Origin of the sequence: Microvirga lotononidis (genome assembly GCF_034627025.1) — a bacterium.
In the GTDB taxonomy this organism is placed as follows: domain Bacteria; phylum Pseudomonadota; class Alphaproteobacteria; order Rhizobiales; family Beijerinckiaceae; genus Microvirga; species Microvirga lotononidis.
In genome coordinates, this window is sequence record NZ_CP141048.1 from 2,456,260 (window position 1) to 2,476,795 (window position 20,536).

Sequence of the window (20,536 nt, forward strand, 5' to 3'; positions counted from 1 at the left end):
CATGGGCGAGCACCTGATCAAAATGCCCGATGTCGGGGAAGGCATCGCCGAGGCCGAACTCGTCGAGTGGCACGTGAAGGTCGGCGACCTCGTCCGCGAGGATGCGGTGCTGGCGGCCGTCATGACCGACAAGGCGACGGTGGAAATTCCCTCGCCCGTCGATGGCGAAGTTCTGTGGCTCGGGGCCGATATCGGCGACGTGGTGGCGATCGGCTCGCCCCTGATCCGGCTGAAGGTCGAAAGCGAGGGCAGCGCGTCCTCCGGGAGCGGCCCGTCGGAAAGGGCGGCCGAGCCTCCCGCCCAAACCGGTGAGATCGAGGCCCAGGCGGATGGAGCGGTCAAAGTTCCGGACGCCATCGTCGAACGGCAGGCGAAAAGCACGCCGCCGCAGCCGGTCGAGAGGCCGCAGGCCCCCGCTGCGCGAATGCACCGCGCACCCGTGACGTGTGCCGAGGGCGAGAGGCCGGTCGCCTCGCCGGCCGTTCGGTTGCGGGCGCGGGAATCCGGGGTCGATCTGCGCCAGGTTCCGGGCTCCGGTCCCGCGGGCCGGATCACCCACGAGGATCTGGATGCCTTCTTCGTTCACGGGCGCCAGACCGCCAAGGCACCCGGGTTTGCCCAGAACACGTCCGTCGAGCACATCAAGGTCGTCGGCCTCCGCCGCAAGATCGCGGAGAAGATGGCGATTGCGAAATCGCACATCCCCCACATCACCTATGTGGAAGAGGTCGACGTAACGGCAGTTGAGGATCTGCGCGCGGCGCTCAATGCGAACAAGCGCGCCGACCGACCGAAACTCACGCTGCTCCCGTTCCTCATGCGCGCGATGGTGAGGGCCATCTCCGAGCAGCCCCACCTCAACTCCATCTACGACGATGAAGCGGGTGTGGTGCACCAGCATGGCGGCGTTCATATCGGCATTGCGACGCAGACGGGCTCCGGCCTCATGGTGCCGGTGGTGAGGCATGCGGAAGCGCGTGATCTGTGGGAATGCGCGGCGGAGCTGAACCGGCTCGCCGAGGCGGCGAAATCCGGCCTCGCCACGCGCGAAGAGCTGAGCGGATCGACGATCACCATCACGTCGCTCGGCGCCATGGGGGGCATCGTCACCACGCCGGTGATCAATTATCCGGAAGTCGCAATCGTCGGTGTCAACAAGATGATGGTGCGGCCGGTCTGGGACGGCTCGACCTTCGTCCCTCGCAAAATGATGAACCTGTCGTCCAGCTTCGATCATCGCATCATCGACGGCTGGGACGCGGCGGTCTTCGTTCAGCGCATCAAGACGCTGCTGGAGACCCCCGCCATGATCTTCGTGGAGGCTTGAATCCGATGAAGGATATTTCCTGCAAGCTCCTCATTATCGGAGCCGGGCCGGGCGGCTATGTCTGCGCCATCCGGGCCGGCCAGCTCGGGATTGATACGGTGATCGTCGACCCTGGCAAGCCCGGCGGCACCTGCCTCAACGTCGGCTGCATTCCCTCCAAGGCGCTCATTCATGCGGCCGAGGAATACGACCGGATCGTTCATCTGGCGCACGGCCGGAATCCGCTCGGAATCGCCGCCACGAAGCCTGAGATCGACCTCACCCAGACAGTCGCCTGGAAGGACGGCATCGTCGGGCGCCTCAACAGCGGCGTGTCGGGCCTGCTCAAGAAGGCCAAGGTGAAGATCGTGCAGGGCCATGCGCGCTTCCGCGACGGCAAGACGATCGAGGTCGAAACGGAAACGGGTCTTCAGATCGTTCGGGCCGAGAACGTGGTGATCGCCACGGGGTCGGCTCCCGTCGAACTGCCGAACCTACCCTTCGGCGGCCCCGTGATCTCTTCGACCGATGCGCTTTCATTGACATCCGTGCCGGGGCGCCTCGTCGTGGTCGGCGGAGGCTATATCGGCCTGGAACTCGGCACGGCCTTCGCGAAGATGGGTGCCCAAGTGACGATCGTCGAGGCTCAAGGGCGCATCCTGCCGCAATACGATGCGGAACTGACGCGCCCGGTCGCCAAGCGGCTGCAGGCCCTCGGCATCGCGGTGATGACGGGCGCCAAGGCGAAGGGCTTGGCGAAGGCGAGCGGCTCGCTGCTGGTCGCGACGGAGGACGGATCGGAGACGTCGCTTGAGGCCGACAGGATTCTCGTCACAGTTGGACGGCGACCCGTCACGCAGGGGTGGGGTCTCGACGAACTCGTCCTCGACATGGATGGCCCGTTCATCCGCATCGACGAACGATGCCAGACGTCGATGCGCGGGATCTATGCCATCGGCGATGTGACCGGCGAACCGATGCTGGCTCACCGTGCCATGGCGCAGGGCGAGATGACGGCCGAACTCGTCGCGGGCCACAGGCGCGTCTGGGACAAGCGCAGCATTCCTGCGGTTTGCTTCACCGATCCGGAAATCGTCTCCGTCGGCCTGTCGCCGGAAGAGGCGCGCCGAACGGGTGTCGACATCAAAATCGGACAGTTTCCGTTCTCGGCCAACGGCCGCGCGATGACCAGGATGGGCGAGGACGGGTTCGTGCGGGTCGTCGCCCGGGCGGACAACCATCTGGTGATCGGCATCCAGGCCGTAGGACAAGCCATCTCCGAACTGGCGGCGGCCTTCAGCCTGGCGCTCGAAATGGGCGCGCGCCTCGAGGACATAGCCGGCACGATCCATGCGCATCCGACGCAGGGAGAGGCCTTCCAAGAGGCGACGCTCAAGGCCTTAGGCATGGAACTTCATATTTAGATCGAGCTGACGAACGGCGTCAGGGGAGGTCGGCGCCCGATCCGATGGTCGAGTGGGCGACGGGTGTCTTCTCCTGACCGGGCGCGCAGAGGTTCTCGGCCTGCAGCAGTCCGTAGCCATAGGTTTTATCACGGCCCGGAGCACCGAGGTCGAGGGTGCTGCTCTCCAGGATCGATTGAAGATCTCGCGCGCTCAATGACGCTCTTGATGCGCTGAGGATCGCCGCTGCTGCCGTTACGAACGGAACGGCATAGGAGGTGCCGCTCCTGACGGTGCCGCCATCCGATGACGCGACCCACAAGTCCACTCCGGGAGCCGCGATGTCGATGTAGTCTCCCTGCGTGGCGCGCGCATAGACGGCGAGCTTCTTGTCGATCGCGGTTACCGCGATCACACCAGGATAGGCGGCGGGATAGGACGGCTCCGCTCCTGCGCCATTGTTGCCAGCCGCGGCAAAAATGATCATGCCTTTTGCTTGAGCTGACGCAATCGCCCGCTTCAGAACCTCGTTCGGAGGTCCGGACAGACTCATATTGACGATGCGCACATTGCGCTCCGCCAAGGCTTCCAAAGCGCGGACGAGCGTAACCACGTCGGTCCGGTCCGCTGTTCCGCCATCCCGGTAGAACGCATCCACAGCGAGAAGATGGGCATCGGGCAGGAGGCCAGGAGTGCTGCTACCGTTTTTGCCGACCAGAAGAGCGGCGATCGCCGTGCCATGATCCCGTTGAGACGGGCTGCCACGGAGGCCAAGGTCCGACAGGATCTCGACCGACTGGCCTTTCAGCGCTTCATGATCGCGATTGATCCCGGTATCGATCATGCCGATCGTCGCGGCGGGGCTGCATTGTTCGGAAGCCGATACGCTCCAGCCGACGAGCGAAATCGCCTCGCAGCTCGGGCCGGTGCAATCTGCCGGCCCTTCATCCGTGTAATAGTAATGGTCAAGATCGACCGTAGCGCTTCCATCGGCCGTGCGGACCTTGCGCTGGGCCTGGTCAAGAGACATTCCACGCGGAGGGATGAGCTGAACGACGCTCGCAAGGCTTCCTTTCGTCTGCTTCTCCATTCGGAAGCCCTGCGCGCTCAAACGCGCCAAGCCGCTTGATGTCAGGCCGACCGCGACAAGCGAATGTTGAGCCCGCAAGGGTCTGGCAAGCGACTGATCGGCCGGCGCTGCTGATGTCTTTCGATCTGCGGACCACCCCTGGTTCGTCGAACGCGCATCCGTGCTTGCGGGTGCAGCCTGTCCCTTGGTCCTTTGCCCCGCATTCGCCGTGGATTGCTTCGACCGGGCAGTTGTGGATGTGGATTTCGTCTTCGTGACGTTCGCGCGGGCCTTCGCTTTCTCGGCTGAAGCCGCCGGTGGCGGCGTCAGCGGGCGCAGGCTGTTGGAGATCGCCCCGAAGAGGGCCGACAGTCCGCCGGTGACCGCAGGTGGCGACTGGTTCTTGACGGACGAGGCAGCCACCGTTCGTCCTAAAGCTTTTCCGTTGTTCGTCGTCTTGGTTTGCTCGGAGGAAGTGTCCCGGTTGGCGGAGCTCCCTTGGCTCGGCGAACTCGCAGGACTTGAGGTGGTGCCTTGGCTGGACGAGCTGCCGCGAGCACCGGAATTGCCTTGCCCCGCATTTGCGTTTCCGGCGCCGGGGCCATTTCCGTTGCTCGCATTGGCCCCGTTGCCGTTCCCTCTGCCGTTGCCATTGTTGCCGGCGGGGCCTGCAGCTTCGCTTCGTCCTGAGGTGCCGTTGCCGCCTGCGTTTCCATTGTTGCCGCTATTCCCGGCATTGCCGTTGCCGCCCGAGTTCCCGTTATCGCCGCCTCTACCGTTTCCCCTTCCGCCGCCATTGTTGCCTTCCCTGGCGATCGCGGAGGCGCCTCCCAAGGTGAGATTGCCGCTCTTGGCGATTTCGACCTGGATCTCCAGCGGGTACACGAACGTGAGGCACGATACGGCAATCAGAAGATGGCGTCGTCTTGACTTCATCGGAACGCTCACCTTTGCAGTGGGGTCTCCAGCGGGACCTCAGGAGCAGAATTGGGGCGCCTGACCCAATAGGCAATAATGGCCAAGGCAATGGGTTTGTTTCATCGGAAGGGCGGCTCGCTCCCGGGGAAGGCGGATAGTCCTTGGGACGGACTGATCAGCACTATTCTTGAGATATTGAGAAACTCCGATTTTAGATGAACATCAGATGAATAACAGCAAGGTGTGATTTTCCCGTCTGATGCTCAGTTGCCATGTTCCACCCCGGGGAGAGGATGGAAAGAGCATGGTAAGCTGAAATTTGCTGTGAAACTACTTGATGAATGACGCGTTGTCGGTTGCCGGGTTGCGAAACCCGAACATTCATTCAGGAGTAAGATCATGTCGAAGAAGCTTCTTCTCGCCGGTGCCGTTCTTGCATCCCTTGCCCCCGCGGCAGCCTTTGCTCAGGGCGGCGCTGCCGCCGGTGCCGCGACCGGCGCGGTCGGCGGTGCGGTTGTCGGCGGCCCGGTCGGTGCGGCCGTTGGCGGAGTGACGGGCGCCATCGTGGGAGGCATCGCCGACCAGCAGCAGCCTGAATTCCGTCAGTACGTGACCACCCAGTCCGTTCCGTCCTATACCTACAAGGAAGAGGTGCGCGTGGGTGCGGTTCTGCCCGAGTCCGGCGTGACCTATCATGAGGTGCCGGCCCAGTACAAGGTGAAGGGTTACAAGTACACGGTCGTGAACAACACCCCTGTGCTGGTCGAGCCGAGCAGCCGCAAGATCGTGCAGGTCATTCACTAAAGCGATCGGATTCTCCGAATCCGATGACGGGCGGCCGAGAGGCCGCCCGTTTTCGTATCGGGCGCTCTGTCGCTCTTTCCCACTTGAGATTGGAATAAAGCGACTAGGTTCACCGTTATGAAGCAAGGAGGCTATGCGGAGCAGGAATGCCGGCAGCCATAGGACAGGAACTGGTGGCTCTTCTGCCACGGCTGAGACGTTTTGCGCTCGTGCTTTGTCGCTCGCAACCGCTCGCGGACGATCTCGTCCAAGGAGCCTGCGAACGTGCGCTTGCCAACGCGGACAGCTGGTCGCCAGGGACCAAGTTCGATGCGTGGATGTTCCGGATTCTCCGCAATTACTGGATCGATCATCTCAGGCGGATGAGAACCGAAGGCATGGCGGAAGATTTATCGCAGCAAACACAACTTATCGGCGATCCGGGCGAAGGGCCGATCCTGAGCAGGCTGGCTCTGACCGATGTTCAGCGTGCCATCGACAACCTGCCTCAAGAGCAACGGGAGGTGCTTCTCCTCGTCTGCGCCGAGGATCTGAGCTATCGGGAGACCGCCGAAATTCTTGGAGTTCCCATCGGGACCGTGATGAGCCGTTTGGCACGGGCGCGCAAGCGGCTGATGGAATTGACGGCGGCCGCCTAGGTGCTGGAAGCATGCAAGAGGGAAGCCAATAGAATGTCCCAGCTACACCTCAGCGATGAAATCCTGATGGCGTTCGCCGATGGTGAACTCGACGGACCCACGACGACGGCCATTGCCAAGACGATGGCCGAGGATCCCGCTGTGGCCAAGCGCATCACGGATTTCCAGCAAAGCCGCCGTCTGACGCGTTCCGTCTTCTCCGCTGGTTCCATGCTCGACGTCCCGCCGCAGCTGCGCGCTTCGGTGTCGGCTCAGATCGAGACCTATGAGGCGGCTCGTCGGGCAAGTTCCGATTCGCATGTCGAGTCAGCGAGAAGAGGCTGGTTTCACCGGAAGTCTTCCTTTGTCCAAATGGCTCTGGCGGCATCGATTGCAGCCGTTGCGCTCTCCCTGGGGTATTTCGCAGGATCTCGAGAGGGAGCCGGGGCAGGCGGCCTCATGGCTCAGCTTGAAACCCCGGCTGTTCACCGCACGCTAAGCACGATCGCCTCGGGGCAGGACGTGGAACTGCCGTTCGGTCGCCTGCGGGTGATCTCAACCTATCGGTTGGCAGATGGCTCCTTGTGCCGGGAATTCCGGCTGCAAGCGGCCAAGGAGGCGACGAATGCCGTCGCCTGCCGCAGGAATGACTGGAATACGACTTTCGCCGTCGCAATCGCAGTAACGGAGGCCGAATATGCTCCGAGCGACGGGGATGACCTGATGACGACTTATTTGCGAAATATCAGTGCGGGTGAAGCCTTGATGGGTGATGCAGAGGCACGGGCTCTCGCGGAGCCAGGGCGCTGAGCTTGAGCTTAAGGTGCTTTTGCCCGCATTGTCGATAATCTTCTAAGAAGGTGGAATAAACCAGTTCGCTGTTCCGTTCTCTGCTCGCGTCCAGCATGTGAGAGAGTGTGAGGATGAAAGCCGCGTATCATCTGGCTTGGGCTTTTTTCTCCGTGGGAGCCGTTGCGGCGCCGACGACAGCTCCGAACGCGACGGATCCGGCCCCGGAATCGGCGGGTTATACCTATGCCGTTCCGGGCATCGTCCGCAATGTTGCCTCGGAAGTATCCTCGAGGCTGGCCGCGAGACCGCCTGGATCGGCGGCGCCCCGCGCCGAAGGGAAAATCTCCATTAGCGAAAGTCTCTCCCATTCCGTCGAACTGCATGCGATCCCGAGGCATGAAACCTACCGTTATGCCATGGTCGACGGCCATCGCCTCATTGTCGACGCGGCATCTCGCACGATCATCTACGTCATACAATGAGAGCTGCGAGCCAACGGACGAAAGAGAATGATTATCTGCCCAAGGAAGGGGTGGTCTGGTCATGGCATTTCATAGTGTGAATGGAGCTTGCTTCGATCTCTATCGCGGCGACCGCTTCTCTGCCGTCGTTTTTCCTGTCTGCAGAAATCACGTCCTGCGCCTCGGTCTGGAAGGTCTCCTTTCCGAGACAGACTTCACTGTTTGGCATGAGAATATCGATGGCTTCGCTTGCCTGCCTGCGGTCGAACACGGGCTGCCGGCGCTCTTCATGATCGATGCGGGCAGCTTTGCGAGCGGAGCCATAGACCTCGTCAAGAGGTTGAAAAATCATGCTCCTTCGGCAAGGATCGCCATTGTGGCGGATGCATTCGAACCACATGCCGTGCTCACGGCCTGGGATGCCGGGGTTCAAGGATTCTGCCTCTCGACTCAAGGGCGAGAGGTGTTCATCAAATCTCTCGAATTGGTGATGCTGGGAGAAACGGTTCTTCCTGCAAACATTGTCCTGCCGGTTGCAGGGATGCCTGCTCACTACAGCCATCATGCATTCGTGGATGACATTCACCACAGGAAAGCCGCGGGTCCGACATTATCCAACCGAGAGGTCGAGATCCTAGCGTATCTGAGGGACGGAGCCCCCAACAAGGTCATTGCCCGCAAGCTGAGCCTCTCCGAAGCGACGGTGAAGGTTCATGTCAAAGCCATCTTGAAGAAGATCGGCGTCTGCAACCGCACCCAGGCCGCTCTCTGGGCGACGAGGCTCACACTGACAGATTGGACCTCAGTATAGCCGGATAGCATCGCGGGCTTCGATCTTGGCTCGTCATCGACGCGATGCCCTTAACGCGTTGGGCCTAAAGGCGGGGTCCTTCCGGAATCGCCTTCGATGCTCCATCCCCAGCCTGTCGCATCACGGAATGCGAGAACCGGGATTCCCTCTCCCTAACGCGGTCCTGTATCGGCCGCCCAATGCCCTGCCCGTGACGATCGAGATCTGGTGCGGACGCGCCTTGATTCCGCGCAATACCCGTGCACAGGAGAGGCTTGGCATGCCGGAATGGGGCATGCTACCAATGCCGAAGAAATCGACGAGGCGGGGGATACGCGATGCTGCTCCTGACAAATGTCCGGATGCGAAGACCGTGAGCACAGGCGAACAATGGCCGCAGGCTCTCGGTGAATGCAGCAGCCCACATCAGCAACATCTCTGATGACGAACTGGAGCGCCGTCGCGAGGAGTGGGGATGACTGGACTCCACCTCAGGCGTAGCTCCGCCTTCGCTTTCCAAAAAGCAAGCTTCGATCAGTCCACTGGCGAACCCGCCATCGACTGACATAGGGAGAGGATCATGGCCACGCTGAAACCGGAGACCCGCGAGAAGCTCAAGGGCGTGAGTACCGCAACGCTGTGCACCGCGCTTTACAAGCGCGGCCTGCGGAACCAGTTCATCCAGGATGTGCGCCCGCTGAACCCGGACCTCGGTAACATGGTGGGTGAGGCCTTCACGCTTCGTTACATTCCCGCCCGCGAGGACCTGAACCCGATCAGTGTATTCCAGGACCGCTCCCACCCCCAGCGCAAGGCTGTGGAGGAGTGCCCTCCGGGAGCCGTCATGGTGATCGACAGCCGCAAGGACGCCCGCGCCGCCTCGGCCGGCGGAATTCTGGTGTCTCGTCTGATGAAGCGGGGCGTCGCCGGCGTCGTTACCGATGGCGGGTTCCGGGATTCGCCTGAAATCGCGCGGCTCGACATCCCCGCCTACCACAACCGTCCTTCCGCTCCGACCAATCTCACGCACCATCAGGCGCTCGACATCAATGTTCCGATCGGTTGCGGTGACGTGCCAGTGTGGCCCGGCGACGTGGTCGTCGGCGATGCCGAAGGCGTCGTCGTTATTCCAGCTCACTTGGCGGATGAGATCGCCGGAGAGGCCGTGGAGATGACGGCGTTTGAGGATTTCGTGCAGGAAGAGGTCATGAAGGGCCGTTCCATCCTGGGGCTCTATCCACCGACGGACGAGCGGACCCACGCCGAGTTTGCGGCTTGGCGCAGGGATAGAGGCCGATAGAGCGTAGAACCTTGATGGAGGTTCGCTTTTGGGCCGATCCTCTTAAGAGGACAGAACACTTTGCGGAAGATGGTTGGAGGCCAGAAGAGCTGCCTCCACCCGATTGCGGACGCGCAGTTTCTGCAGGATGTTGGTCAGGTGGTGCTTGATCGTCTTTTCACTCAGTTCAAGCTTGTTTCCGATTTCCTTGTTGCTGCGTCCCTGAACCAAGATCGCCAGGATTTGCTGTTCGCGAGGCGTGAGAGGGGGAAGGGCGCCTGAACCCTTGGTTTCTACGATACTGCCGGGACCCGACCTCATCAGAAGCCTTGCGGCAAGGCTGGGCGAAATGAAGCTCTGGCCCTGATCCAAGACCCGGACCGTCTGAATCAGCTCCTTGCCGCAAGTGCCCTTCAGAAGATAACCACGTACGCCACGCTTCAAGGCGCCATAAACATGCTCTTCGTCCGCGGCGTCGGCAAGAATGACGATGCGAATTGCAGGGTGGTGCTGGAGGATCGATTCCACGGCCCCCATGCTGCGATCCAGGACGTCGGCGTCCAGAACAATCACGTCCGGAGCGTCTCGTTGGGCGATGTCGATGGCATCCCAGACCGATGCGCCTTGGGCGACGACCTTGATGTCAGATTGAGAGTTCAGGGCAAGGGTCACGCCGTCCCTGAAGAGCGGGTGCCTGTCGATAACGCCGACGCGAACTTGTACTTTCATTGGAGCCCCCCAGTTCCAATTTGGTCTGCTGCCAATACACCTGCAGCCAACTCTCGTGGGCTCAATGAGCCTCACCGTCCTCTCAGAGTACTAAGCCAAGGTTGTATTCAGCAATGTCTATGAAGTGACAGGATATGGTCCGACCGTCTCTTGCGCGTTAGCCCCAAAGGGGTATCGGCCGCCTTCGTCGGAACCGGGTTTGATACGAAATATGTTCACCATTCTGTCTGGAAACGACGCCGTTAAAGGTCATCGCTTTCCGGATACGCGTTCCGAAGCCAGCATCGCCGCTTCCACGCGATTGCGAACGTGAAGCTTATCCATAATGGATGTTACGTATCCTTTGACGGTCTTCTCGGTCAGCCCGAGCTCATCGCCGATCAGCCTGTTGCTGAGACCCTGAAGGATCAGCATCAGGATCTGCTCTTCGCGGTCGGAGAGCTCGGGAAACCGCCGCACCGTGTCGGGAGTCGCGCTTTCTCCAAGGCCTCTCGACATGATGAGCTGCGCCGCAAAACTTGGTGAGACGTAGTTCTGGCCCCGATGGATCGACCTGATCGCGTTCACGAGTTCCGAACTTCCCGTGCCTTTCAGGAGGTAGCCTTTCGCGCCTTTCCTCAAGGCGCTTCGCACTTCATCTTCGTCATCGACGACGGTCAGCATCAGGGTCTTGGTTGTCGGGCAGCGTTGCGCGATCTTCGACACGGCATTGATGCCTCCTCCCGGCATGTTCATATCCAGAAGAAGAACGTCCGGCGAGTGCTCCTGAGCGATGTGAAGGGCATCCTGTGCGCTTTCCCCTTGCCCGATGACCTCGATGTCGGATTCGGACTCCAAGGCGAATACGACCCCGTCCCTATAAAGCGGATGGTCGTCGACGATTCCGACGCGAATTCTAGGCCGCATCCGAGGTCCCCGCGTTAACCAAAGGCAGAGATGCTTGGATGCGTGTTCCGTTGCCAGGAATGCTCTTGATGCTCAAAGCTCCTCCAATACTTTCGATTCTATCCTTAAGGCTCGCCAATCCCAGACGAGGCTCGCTCAAGGCGATGCTCTCGTCGCAGATGCCCGGGCCTCTGTCTGCGACTTCGACGGTCACGGTCGCTCCGTCCCAACTCACTTCGACCTGCTGCTCCTGGCCATCGGCATGTTTGAAGGCGTTGTTGAGTCCCTCCTGAACATAGCGGCACAGGGCGATCTTGACGAATTGTGGCGTATTCTCCGGGAGATCGGCGATCCGACAGGAAATCGTCGTTCCCGTTCGACGTTCATGCTGACGGATCATGAACATCAATGCATCCCTGAGCGTCAGAGTTTGGATCTCCGGAAGAAGAAGCCCCTTGCAGATGTTGCGCGTATCGTTGAGCGCGTCGGAAAGGGCCTTTTGGATTTTCCGGAGGTTGTCACGCTCGGCTTCCAATCCCTGAACCCGGTCGAGCCGCAGCAATGCGAGGCTGATCAGTTGCGCGACCCCGTCGTGCAGATCATAGCCCATCCGCCGCATCAGCCGCTCGTTGTCTTCCGTGGCATTCTGAGCCGCACGCTCGACCCGATTTTGCAGGATCCGATTCTGTCGAAGCAGCTCCGAGAGCTGAGAAATGCGTTCCTTCAATGCAGCGCGCTGCCTGTCGATGGTTCTGCTGCCATTGGCGACGATGACGAACAGGCATCCCATCATGTTCAGGGTGATCAAAGCCGTCGCGAGCCAGGTCTTCCATTCCGATGCGGCGAGTTCGGAGTTCAATCGCTCCGCGCGTTCGTGGAACTCGACGACGGCAATGATTTCGCCGGTCTCGAAGTTCCAGATCGGGGCAAAGACCTTGAGGAGGGGAAGTCCGCTGAATCGTTCGGCGATTTCCTCGTCGCCAGGCGTGTCGTCGAATTCCGCCGCGATCGCACCGGCCCAGGCTCTCCGGGACGCGGACGGCGGAGTGAATTTCTTGCCGATGAGTTCAGGCTCGCCGCTATGAACGATCATGCCGTCGCGGCTCCAAACCCTGACGGCCGTGATGCTGGCCTGGAAGTCAGGTCTTTCCATCGCTTGGTTGAGGCCCTGGATGCTGCTGACCGGGAGGGTGTTCCCTGAGAGATTCTGAAGATGGGGAGCGATGAAGGTGTTGATGAAGAGTGCCGTGGATGCAGCCTTGACCTCGGCGACGCTCTTCTCGATCTGCCAGGAGACGAGAGTGCCCATGGCGAACATCCCGGTCAGCATGACGGCGAATGCCACCAGGAGGAATTGCCTGGCAAGACTTCTCCTCTGCCGCCTTGCCCTCGACGGTCTTCCAAACCTCATTTTCTCGAGAACAAGCACAGCGACGATCCCTCCGGCCCCGGACCGTTGCCTTCTCATATAGGGTCAGGATCTAGAGATCCTTCTAAGGTAAGGCGCAGCCTCCTCGTGGGTAAAGACTATCCCAAAGAGGTAGTTTGCCGTCGCAAGACATGACCTGCGAACGTCGGTTCGCGGTCATGCGAGGACAGGAAGAGCCAATGTTTCGGTCCCGAAACCCTCGGCAATGCAGCGTCCGCTTCCGACCATGGTCGGTCGACCGACCAAAGTCCGGGACGGGTCTGAGACCATGATGGGACTGAGGGACCAAGGCGCGGATTCGGACCTCAGGCCGTATAGTTAAGAGCCCCTTAATTTGCCCAGAATGTGTCCAGGTGCCGTCAATATTGCGGCGACGACTTGGAGGGGACGACAATGGTGAATCTGGTCAAGCACGATCTCGAGTTCATCCTGAAGCAGATCAAGGTTGCGGAGAGGCACGCTGCGGGCGAGGATCTAACCGCCCTCGTGGCGGAAGCCGGAGGCATGGATCCCAACGCGGCCACCACGCCGACCCAGGCGTTCCTGCTGCCCTACGGCCTGCGTACGGTCGATGGCACCTACAACAACCTCGTCGAGGGACGAGAGACCTGGGGCGCTGCCGACCAGCCGTTTCCCGACATGTCGAGCCCGGATTACCTGAACGAGGGCGACGACTCGATGATGTTCGGGACGCCCGCCAATCCGGTCTGGCTGACGAACAACAATTACACGCCTGGATCAGCCACGGGATCGCCGATGCTGGCACCCGGCACCGTCGTCGATGCAGATCCGCGTCTCATCTCGAACCTTGTCGCCGATCAGACGCTGGACAATCCCGCCGCGATCGGGGCCGCGCTGACCTATGCCGGCATCACGGGCGCGGCTCAGATGGCCGCCATCAAGCAGATCCAGGACGCACGCGCAGTCATTGCTGACGCTGTCGCCGATGCCGGCTCGGCATCCGGCGCGATCTCAGGGCTTCAGGCCGCCGTCACCGCTGCGGCGACAGCCGTCACCGAGGCCGAGGTTGCTCTCGCGACCGCTCAGGAACAGAACCAGGCGAACCAGGACGTTCTCGCTGCAGCCCAGATCGAGCTCGCCGCCGCGCAGGCAGCCGTCGATGAGGTGCAGGCCATATTCGACGGGCTCATTGCGGGTGGTGTCACGCCGGATGAACTCGCTGCCTTCAATGAGGCGAATGCCAACCTGCTCATCGTCCAGGACGTCTTGAACGACAAGCAACAGGTCAAGAACGAAGCCCAGGCGGTCGCCGACGCCTCCGCAGGCGCAGTTGCGGCTGCGCAGGCTGGTTTGGTGACGAAGACTGCGCAACTTGCGACGGCTCAGGACAGTCTGTCTGCCGGTCAGACGAATGCCCAGACCGCCACGGCGGCCATCGATGCGGCGAAGCTCGCGCTCGCCAATCTCCTTGCCGAGAAGGGCATCGTGATGGACGGAAGCACCGTCCTCATCCCCAATGTCTCACCCGATATCGGCGACTCGGCACCTTATAACTCCCTGTTCACCCTCTTCGGCCAGTTTTTCGATCACGGCCTCGACCTGATCGCAAAGGGTGGCAGCGGCACGGTCTACATCCCGCTTTCGCCGGACGATCCGCTCTACAACCCGGCGACGCCTCACACCAACTTCATGGTCATGACGCGCGCCAGCCGCGATGCGGACGGCGATACCGTCAACGTGACGACGCCCTGGGTCGATCAGAACCAGACCTACACCTCGCATGCTTCGCACCAGGTCTTCCTGCGCGAATACACGACCGATGCGAGCGGCAGGACGGTCGCCACCGGCAGGCTGCTCGACGGCGACAGAGGCCTTGCCACCTGGGCCGACGTCAAGGAGCAGGCGCGCACCATGCTCGGCATCGATTTGACCGATGCCAATGTCGGCAAGGTTCCGTTGCTGCGCACGGACCCATACGGAAACTTTGTTCCCGATCCCCAGACGGGTTTCGCACAGGTCATCGTCGGCCTTGGTCCTGACGGCGTTCCGAACACGTCGGACGACATCGTGGTCTCGGGCACGCCGAACGCTCCGGCGAGCCTCGTGAACGCGATCCTCACCGGACACGCTTTCCTCGACGACATTGCTCACGCGGCGGTGCCCGTCATCGTCGGGGGCGTTCTTCAGAAGGATGGCGACAGTGCCGTCGGCTACGCGAATGCGGACGGGAGCACGACGGGGCTCGTCAATTCCCGCGGCTCGAACACGGCCTACGATAACGAGCTGCTCGACGCCCACTACATCACGGGCGACGGCCGCGGCAACGAGAACGTCGGTCTAACGGCGATCCACCACGTTTTCCACTCCGAGCACAACCACCTGGTCGACCAGGTCAGGTCGGTGGTTCTCGCTAGCGGCGACCTTGCTTTCCTGAACGAGTGGCTGCGTATCCCGGTCTCCGCAATTCCGACGGATCCCACGGCCATTGCCGGCCTGCAATGGGACGGTGAGCGCCTGTTCCAGGCGGCCCGCTTCACGAACGAGATGGAGTATCAGCACCTCGTCTTCGAGGAATTCGCCCGCAAGATGCAGCCCGACGTGGACGCCTTCGTGTTCGAGCCGTCGGTCGACATCAACCCGGCGATCTTCGCGGAGTTCGCACAGGCCGTGTACCGCTTCGGCCACTCGATGCTCAACGAGAACATCGACACCATCGACGCCAACGGAAATCCGTTCTCGATGAAGCTGTTCGACGGCTTCCTCAATCCGCTGGGCTTCGGAGCGACCGACGCCAACGGCAACGTGACCATCGACCACGAGCAGGCGGCCGGTGCGATCATGCGCGGCATGTCCCGCCAGCACGGCAATGAGATCGACGAGTTCGTCACGCACGTGCTGCGTAACCAGCTCGTCGGCATCCCGCTCGATCTCGCCGCCTTGAACATCGCCCGCGGCCGCGATCTCGGCCTGCCGTCTCTGAACGAGGCGCGTGCGCAGTTCTACCAGATGTCCGGGCAGGATTCGCAGCTCAAGCCCTATGTGAGCTGGACCGACTTCGCCCTCAACCTTCAGAACTCTCTGTCGATCATCAACTTCATCGCGGCCTATGGGAAGCATCCGCTGATCGAGGCCGCGACCACCCTCGAAGCCAAGCGGGCTGCGGCGACTCTGCTCGTGCTCGGCGGAACCGGCGCTCCTGCGGACCGCCTCGACTTCCTCAATGCGACGGGTGCATGGACCGCCCAGAACTCGGGCCTCAACGATATCGATCTGTGGATCGGCGGTCTCGCCGAGAAGAAGATGGACTTCGGCGGCATGCTCGGGTCGACCTTCTCCTTCGTCTTCGAGGCCCAGCTGGAAAGCCTCCAGGACGCCGACCGGTTCTACTACCTCTCCCGCGTCCAGGGATTGAACCTCCTCAACGAGCTTGAAAACAACTCGATGACGGACATCATCATGCGCAACACCGACCTCGGCGACGAGGGACGGACGGCGCTTCCGGGAGACATCTTCGCGACGCCTGCCTACACGCTCGAGATCATCCGGTCGAAGCAGATCGGGGCAGACCCGGTCTGGGACAATCCCATCCTCCAGGCGCTCACGCCGCTCGTGGTGCGCAAGGACCTCGACGGCGACGGCGACGACGATGTCCTCATCTACAACGGCACCGACCATGTGGTCATGGGCGGTTCGGCCGAGGACGATTATATCGTGGCCGGCGAGGGCGACGACACCGTCTGGGGCTATGAGGGCAACGACACCATCGAGGCCGGCTACGGCGTCGACATCATCCATGGCGGCAAAGGCGACGACATCATCACCAATGCCGGCACCGATATCGGCATGACCGACAAACTGCATGGCGAGGAGGGCAACGACGTCATCCAGGGCGGCAGCGGCTTGGCGCTGATCTTCGGCAACCAGGGGCAGGACTTCCTGATCGCCGGACCGGACGGGAAGCAGGTCTTCGGCGGAACGGACAACGACTTCATCCTCGGAGGTGACGGCGGCGACTTCCTGCTCGGCAACGAGGGAGACGACTGGATCGAGGGTGGCGCCCGGTTCGACGTCATTGCCGGTGAGAACTCGGAATTGTTCTTCAATTCCACCATCATCGGCCACGACGTGCTTAACGGCGGCGCCAGCGACACGGACTACGATGCCGAATCCGGCGACGACATCATGTTCCAGGGCGAGGGCATCCAGCGCAACAACGGCATGGCCGGCTTCGACTGGGCCATCCACAAGGGCGACGCCGTCGCGGCGAATTCCGACCTCGGCATCCCGATCTTCGACAACCAGGAGGCGTTTATTCTTCGCGACCGCTTCGACCTGGTCGAGGGTCTGTCCGGATGGAAGCACAACGACATCCTCACCGGGCGTGTCGCCGCCGTGAACACCAGGGCGGAGGCGACGGGAACGGCTGCGATCCCAGGCCCGAACTCACCACTCGAATCCTTCTCCAACGACCTGCTGCAGAAGAACGTTCACCTGATCGCTGGTCTGGACCAGCTGGTGGCACACCGCACCCGAATCCCGGTGGTGGATGCGCAAGGCAGGCCTGTACTCGATAAGAACGGGAATCCCGAACTGATCGTTCTCGATACCTCGCAGGCAGCGGATATCATCCTCGGCGGCGGCGGCAGCGACACCATCAAGGGCTTCGCCGGAGACGACATCATCGACGGCGACAAGTGGCTCAACGTGCGCATCCGGATCGTCAAGGATGGCGTCACCTACACGGCCGACGGGATGACGGAAAAGGTCTACTTCGAGTCCGACTATGAGCATGGAGCTCCGAAAGCCGGCGCTGTCGCCCAGTTCGGTGGCAAGACCCTCGATGCCCTGATGCTCAGCGCGACCCTCAACCCGGGCCAGCTCAGCATCGTCCGTGAGATCGTCGACGGCGATCTGGACAACAGCGCCATCGACGTAGCGGTCTACGGCGACCTTCGGGCGAACTACACGATCACGAGCAATGCCGACGGCAGCGTCACCGTCCAGCACGTGACGGTGACAGTCGAGACGGATCCGACGACTGGCAACAATCGGGTCTCGGACGGGACCGATCGCCTGTTCAACATCGAGAAGCTGCGCTTCGCAGATGTTGAAGTGAACGTGACCCCACCGAAGCTGTCTCTCCATGCTTTCGATGCCGGCGGCAATTACGCGGACAACTTCAACTCGGCATTCTACAGCCGGTCCGACGGTTCCCGCCCATGGGCGACCAACTGGATCGAGACTGGAGATGACGGTAGCGCGACGTCGCTCAACGGGCAGATCCAGATTACGGGTGGAGCCCTGCGGTTCGACCAGGGTGACGGCGCCAGCATTCAACGCGGTCTCAACCTGGCAGGCGTTGCCACGGCGCGGCTGACCTACTCGGTCGCCGAGCAGGGGCTGGATAACGGCGAGCAGGTCGAGGTCTGGTTCTCCAGAGACGGCTCAGCCTGGACCCTGATCGAAACCATCGGCGGGGCAACCAATGGCGGGAACCGAGGTTTCGACATCTCGGGGCCGTTCACGGCAGGTGCCGCAATCCGCTTCGTGGCCTCGGGCATCAACGCGAACAACGAGTTCGTGAACATCGACAACCTGTCGGTCAGCGTCCTGGTCCCGGCAACGGCACCGACCGTCAACTATGCGACCTCCTTCACCGAGGGCGGCGCGGCGGTCGCGATCTCGAGCAATCCCGGGATCATCGACGACGCCGCGCAGATGGTGTCAGCCCGGATCGTGCTGACCAATGCCCAGGCAGCCGACGAGCTCAACTTCGGCACGTTGCCGGCAGGAATATCGGCGACCGTCGACACCTCGGTGGCGGGCAGGATCACCGTGAACCTGACGGGCACGGCATCCCTGGTCGCTTACCAGAGGGCTATCCAGGCGGTAACGTTCGACAACAACTCCGATAACCCGGTTGCGGGAAGCCGCGTCATCCAGGTGACGGTGAATGACGGGATCATGGACAGCAACGTCGCGACCACCACGGTCAACGTGATCGCGGTCAACGATCCGGTCAATGCGAACAACGACACCATCATCACCAACATCGTAAACGGTCCCATCGTGGTTCCGGAATGGGTGCTGCTGTCGAACGACACCGACCCGGACGGTCCGGCACTGGATATCACGGCCGTGAGCAACCCGAACGGTCTCGGCAACCTTTCGCTGACGGCGAATCCCGGCTCCGTGACCTTCACGGATACGGGTACAGCAGGTGGTTCCTTCAACTATACCGTCAGCGATGGTGGCAGCCCGGTCCGCACCGATACGGCCAGCGTCACGGTGACACGCGACACGAACCCGGTCGATGGTACGACAGGAAACAACATCCTGATCGGGGACGGATCCGGCAGCACCTTCGACGGGCATACCGGAAACGACACGATCCTGGCCGGCGGCGGCAACGATACCATCGTCTGGAATGCGACCTCGACGACCATCTTCGGCGTCACGTTCGAGACCTCTCAGGATGGACGCGACTTCGTCGATGGTGGGGATGGCGTCGATACCTTCGATGTGAACGGAAGCGGGCTGTCCGAGACGTTCCGGGTGTATTCCCGCGATGCCGCGATCGCGGCGGGCATCACCAATCTCGTCGCCGCCACGGAGATCGTCGTCACCCGCACGGTGAACGGCAACACCTCCGTGATTGCCGAACTCGACAACATCGAGGAGATCATCATCGGAACCCGCGAGGTGACGGTGCCGGGCGGTCCGGTCGGAGGCAATGCCGGCGGGAACGACACGGTCCAGATCATCGGCGACTTCACGGGAACGAGCCTGGCTCTGAACACCATCACGGTGAACGGGACCAGCGATGCCGATACGGTCGACATCTCGCAGCTCACTTCGGCACACCGGATCGTGTTCCGCTCCAACGGAGGCAACGATACCATCATCGGCACGCTGCGGGAGCAGGACGTGATCGAACTCGAACCCGGCCGCAAGGCGGACGAGTACGAGTGGGAGGACAACGACGATGGGACGACGACGATCACCTCCGGCGTCCATCGGGTAACCTTCCGGTGCGAAGGGGGGCGCAGGCCGAACCTCTGCGAAGTCCCGCTGACGCCACAGCCTGAGACCCCGACGCAGCCCGAAGTTCCGAATAACCCCGGAACTCCGACGCAGCCCAACCCACCGGCGGATCCGGTCACGCCGGCGACGCCGACGACACCCGAGACCCCGAGCAATCCGATCCCGATCTCTCCGACCCAGCCGGAGGCGCCTGCGAGCATCGTCCTCAAAGGTTCGTCGCGGAGCGAGACTCTCAGGGGTGACGACGGAAGCGACCGGCTGGACGGCGGGCGTGGCCACGACAAGCTCTACGGTGGTGCCGGCGACGACCACCTGATCGGTGGGGACGGCAACGATCGTCTCGACGGCGGCACCGGCAACGACCGGATGGACGGCGGCCGGGGCAACGATGTCTACGTCGTCGACAGTGCCGGCGACCGGGTCATCGAGCGCAGTGGCCAGGGCATCGACACCGTCAGGAGCAGCGTGTCCTACTCGCTTGCCGGAACTCACGTGGAGAAGCTCGTCCTTACCGGATCGGGCGACATCAACGGCACCGGCAACCATCTGGACAACAGCCTCACGGGCAATGCCGGAAACAACATCCTCAAGGGTGGCTCGGGCAGCGATGTGCTGAAAGGCATGGCCGGGGATGACCAACTCCATGGCGGATCCGGTCGGGATATCCTCAACGGCGGATCGGGCAATGATCTGCTGAAGGGCGGATCCGGCAACGACCGGCTGACCGGAGGCTCGGGTCAGGACACCTTCGTCTTCGAGAAGAACGGCGGCTGGGACACGGTCACCGACTTCCGAAACGGTCAGGACAGGATCGACGCGAGGGGCCTGGTCGGCGTGGACAAAGTGTCCGACCTGACCGTGACGCAACTCGGCCACGACGCGATGGTCTCACACGGTTCCGACATCCTTATCCTGAAGGGTGTCAACGCATCCGATCTCGACAACAGCGACTTCATCTTCTGATGCGGTTTGTCTGAGATCGCGATGGTCCCGCCGGGAGGGTTAGCCCCCCAAAATTCTCCCGGCGGGATCTCAAACCAATGGACTGC

General features: G+C 61.9%; 13 protein-coding genes. 9 read left to right on the plus strand and 4 right to left on the minus strand.

What is annotated here, in order from left to right:
• The first annotated feature begins 1 nt into the window (after position 1).
• Together U0023_RS11655 and lpdA are read left to right on the plus strand one after the other, a co-directional pair.
• Positions 2 to 1,327: a dihydrolipoamide acetyltransferase family protein gene (locus U0023_RS11655; RefSeq protein WP_009492992.1), complete on the plus strand. Its 1,326-nt coding sequence runs from the start codon at positions 2 to 4 to the stop codon at positions 1,325 to 1,327.
• Between the two features lie 5 nt (positions 1,328 to 1,332).
• Positions 1,333 to 2,730 (plus strand): dihydrolipoyl dehydrogenase, encoded by a 1,398-nt coding sequence (lpdA, locus tag U0023_RS11660; protein ID WP_009492991.1) that lies wholly within the window; start codon positions 1,333 to 1,335, stop codon positions 2,728 to 2,730.
• Between the two features lie 19 nt (positions 2,731 to 2,749).
• Here lpdA and U0023_RS11665 read toward each other — a convergent pair whose 3' ends face one another.
• Entirely contained in the window at positions 2,750 to 4,714 is a 1,965-nt protein-coding gene (locus U0023_RS11665) for a S8 family serine peptidase (RefSeq protein ID WP_009492990.1), read from the minus strand.
• Between the two features lie 381 nt (positions 4,715 to 5,095).
• Between U0023_RS11665 and U0023_RS11670 the strand changes: the two genes are divergently transcribed.
• From U0023_RS11670 to U0023_RS11695, 6 genes are all read left to right on the plus strand, one after another.
• Positions 5,096 to 5,500, plus strand: coding sequence for a DUF1236 domain-containing protein (locus U0023_RS11670; RefSeq protein ID WP_009492989.1), 405 nt, complete (start codon positions 5,096 to 5,098; stop codon positions 5,498 to 5,500).
• 146 nt (positions 5,501 to 5,646) lie between these two features.
• A complete protein-coding gene (locus U0023_RS11675) occupies positions 5,647 to 6,138 on the plus strand; it encodes an RNA polymerase sigma factor (RefSeq protein ID WP_009492988.1) in 492 nt (163 codons plus the stop codon).
• Positions 6,139 to 6,171: 33 nt separating this feature from the next.
• Positions 6,172 to 6,927: an anti-sigma factor family protein gene (locus U0023_RS11680; RefSeq protein ID WP_009492987.1), complete on the plus strand. Its 756-nt coding sequence runs from the start codon at positions 6,172 to 6,174 to the stop codon at positions 6,925 to 6,927.
• Between the two features lie 113 nt (positions 6,928 to 7,040).
• The gene (locus tag U0023_RS11685; RefSeq protein WP_009492986.1) at positions 7,041 to 7,391 is read left to right on the plus strand and encodes a DUF1236 domain-containing protein; all 351 of its coding nucleotides are present in this window, start codon (positions 7,041 to 7,043) and stop codon (positions 7,389 to 7,391) included.
• A 61-nt stretch (positions 7,392 to 7,452) separates the two neighbouring features.
• Entirely contained in the window at positions 7,453 to 8,181 is a 729-nt protein-coding gene (locus U0023_RS11690) for a LuxR C-terminal-related transcriptional regulator (protein WP_009492985.1), read from the plus strand.
• A 559-nt stretch (positions 8,182 to 8,740) separates the two neighbouring features.
• Positions 8,741 to 9,460, plus strand: coding sequence for a ribonuclease activity regulator RraA (locus U0023_RS11695; protein ID WP_009492984.1), 720 nt, complete (start codon positions 8,741 to 8,743; stop codon positions 9,458 to 9,460).
• Positions 9,461 to 9,502: 42 nt separating this feature from the next.
• Here the strand turns inward: U0023_RS11695 and U0023_RS11700 are convergent, their stop codons facing one another.
• The 3 genes from U0023_RS11700 to U0023_RS11710 all read right to left on the minus strand — a co-directional run bounded on the left by U0023_RS11700 (position 9,503) and on the right by U0023_RS11710 (position 12,362).
• The gene (locus U0023_RS11700) at positions 9,503 to 10,168 is read right to left on the minus strand and encodes a LuxR C-terminal-related transcriptional regulator (protein WP_009492983.1); all 666 of its coding nucleotides are present in this window, start codon (positions 10,166 to 10,168) and stop codon (positions 9,503 to 9,505) included.
• A gap of 249 nt (positions 10,169 to 10,417) precedes the next feature.
• Positions 10,418 to 11,074 (minus strand): response regulator, encoded by a 657-nt coding sequence (locus tag U0023_RS11705; protein WP_009492982.1) that lies wholly within the window; start codon positions 11,072 to 11,074, stop codon positions 10,418 to 10,420.
• Positions 11,064 to 12,362 (minus strand): sensor histidine kinase, encoded by a 1,299-nt coding sequence (locus U0023_RS11710; protein WP_195904237.1) that lies wholly within the window; start codon positions 12,360 to 12,362, stop codon positions 11,064 to 11,066. The genes U0023_RS11705 and U0023_RS11710 overlap by 11 nt, the downstream gene beginning before the upstream one ends.
• A 513-nt stretch (positions 12,363 to 12,875) precedes the next feature.
• Between U0023_RS11710 and U0023_RS11715 the strand changes: the two genes are divergently transcribed.
• Positions 12,876 to 20,450, plus strand: coding sequence for a peroxidase family protein (locus tag U0023_RS11715; protein WP_009492980.1), 7,575 nt, complete (start codon positions 12,876 to 12,878; stop codon positions 20,448 to 20,450).
• Positions 20,451 to 20,536: the final 86 nt, after the last annotated feature.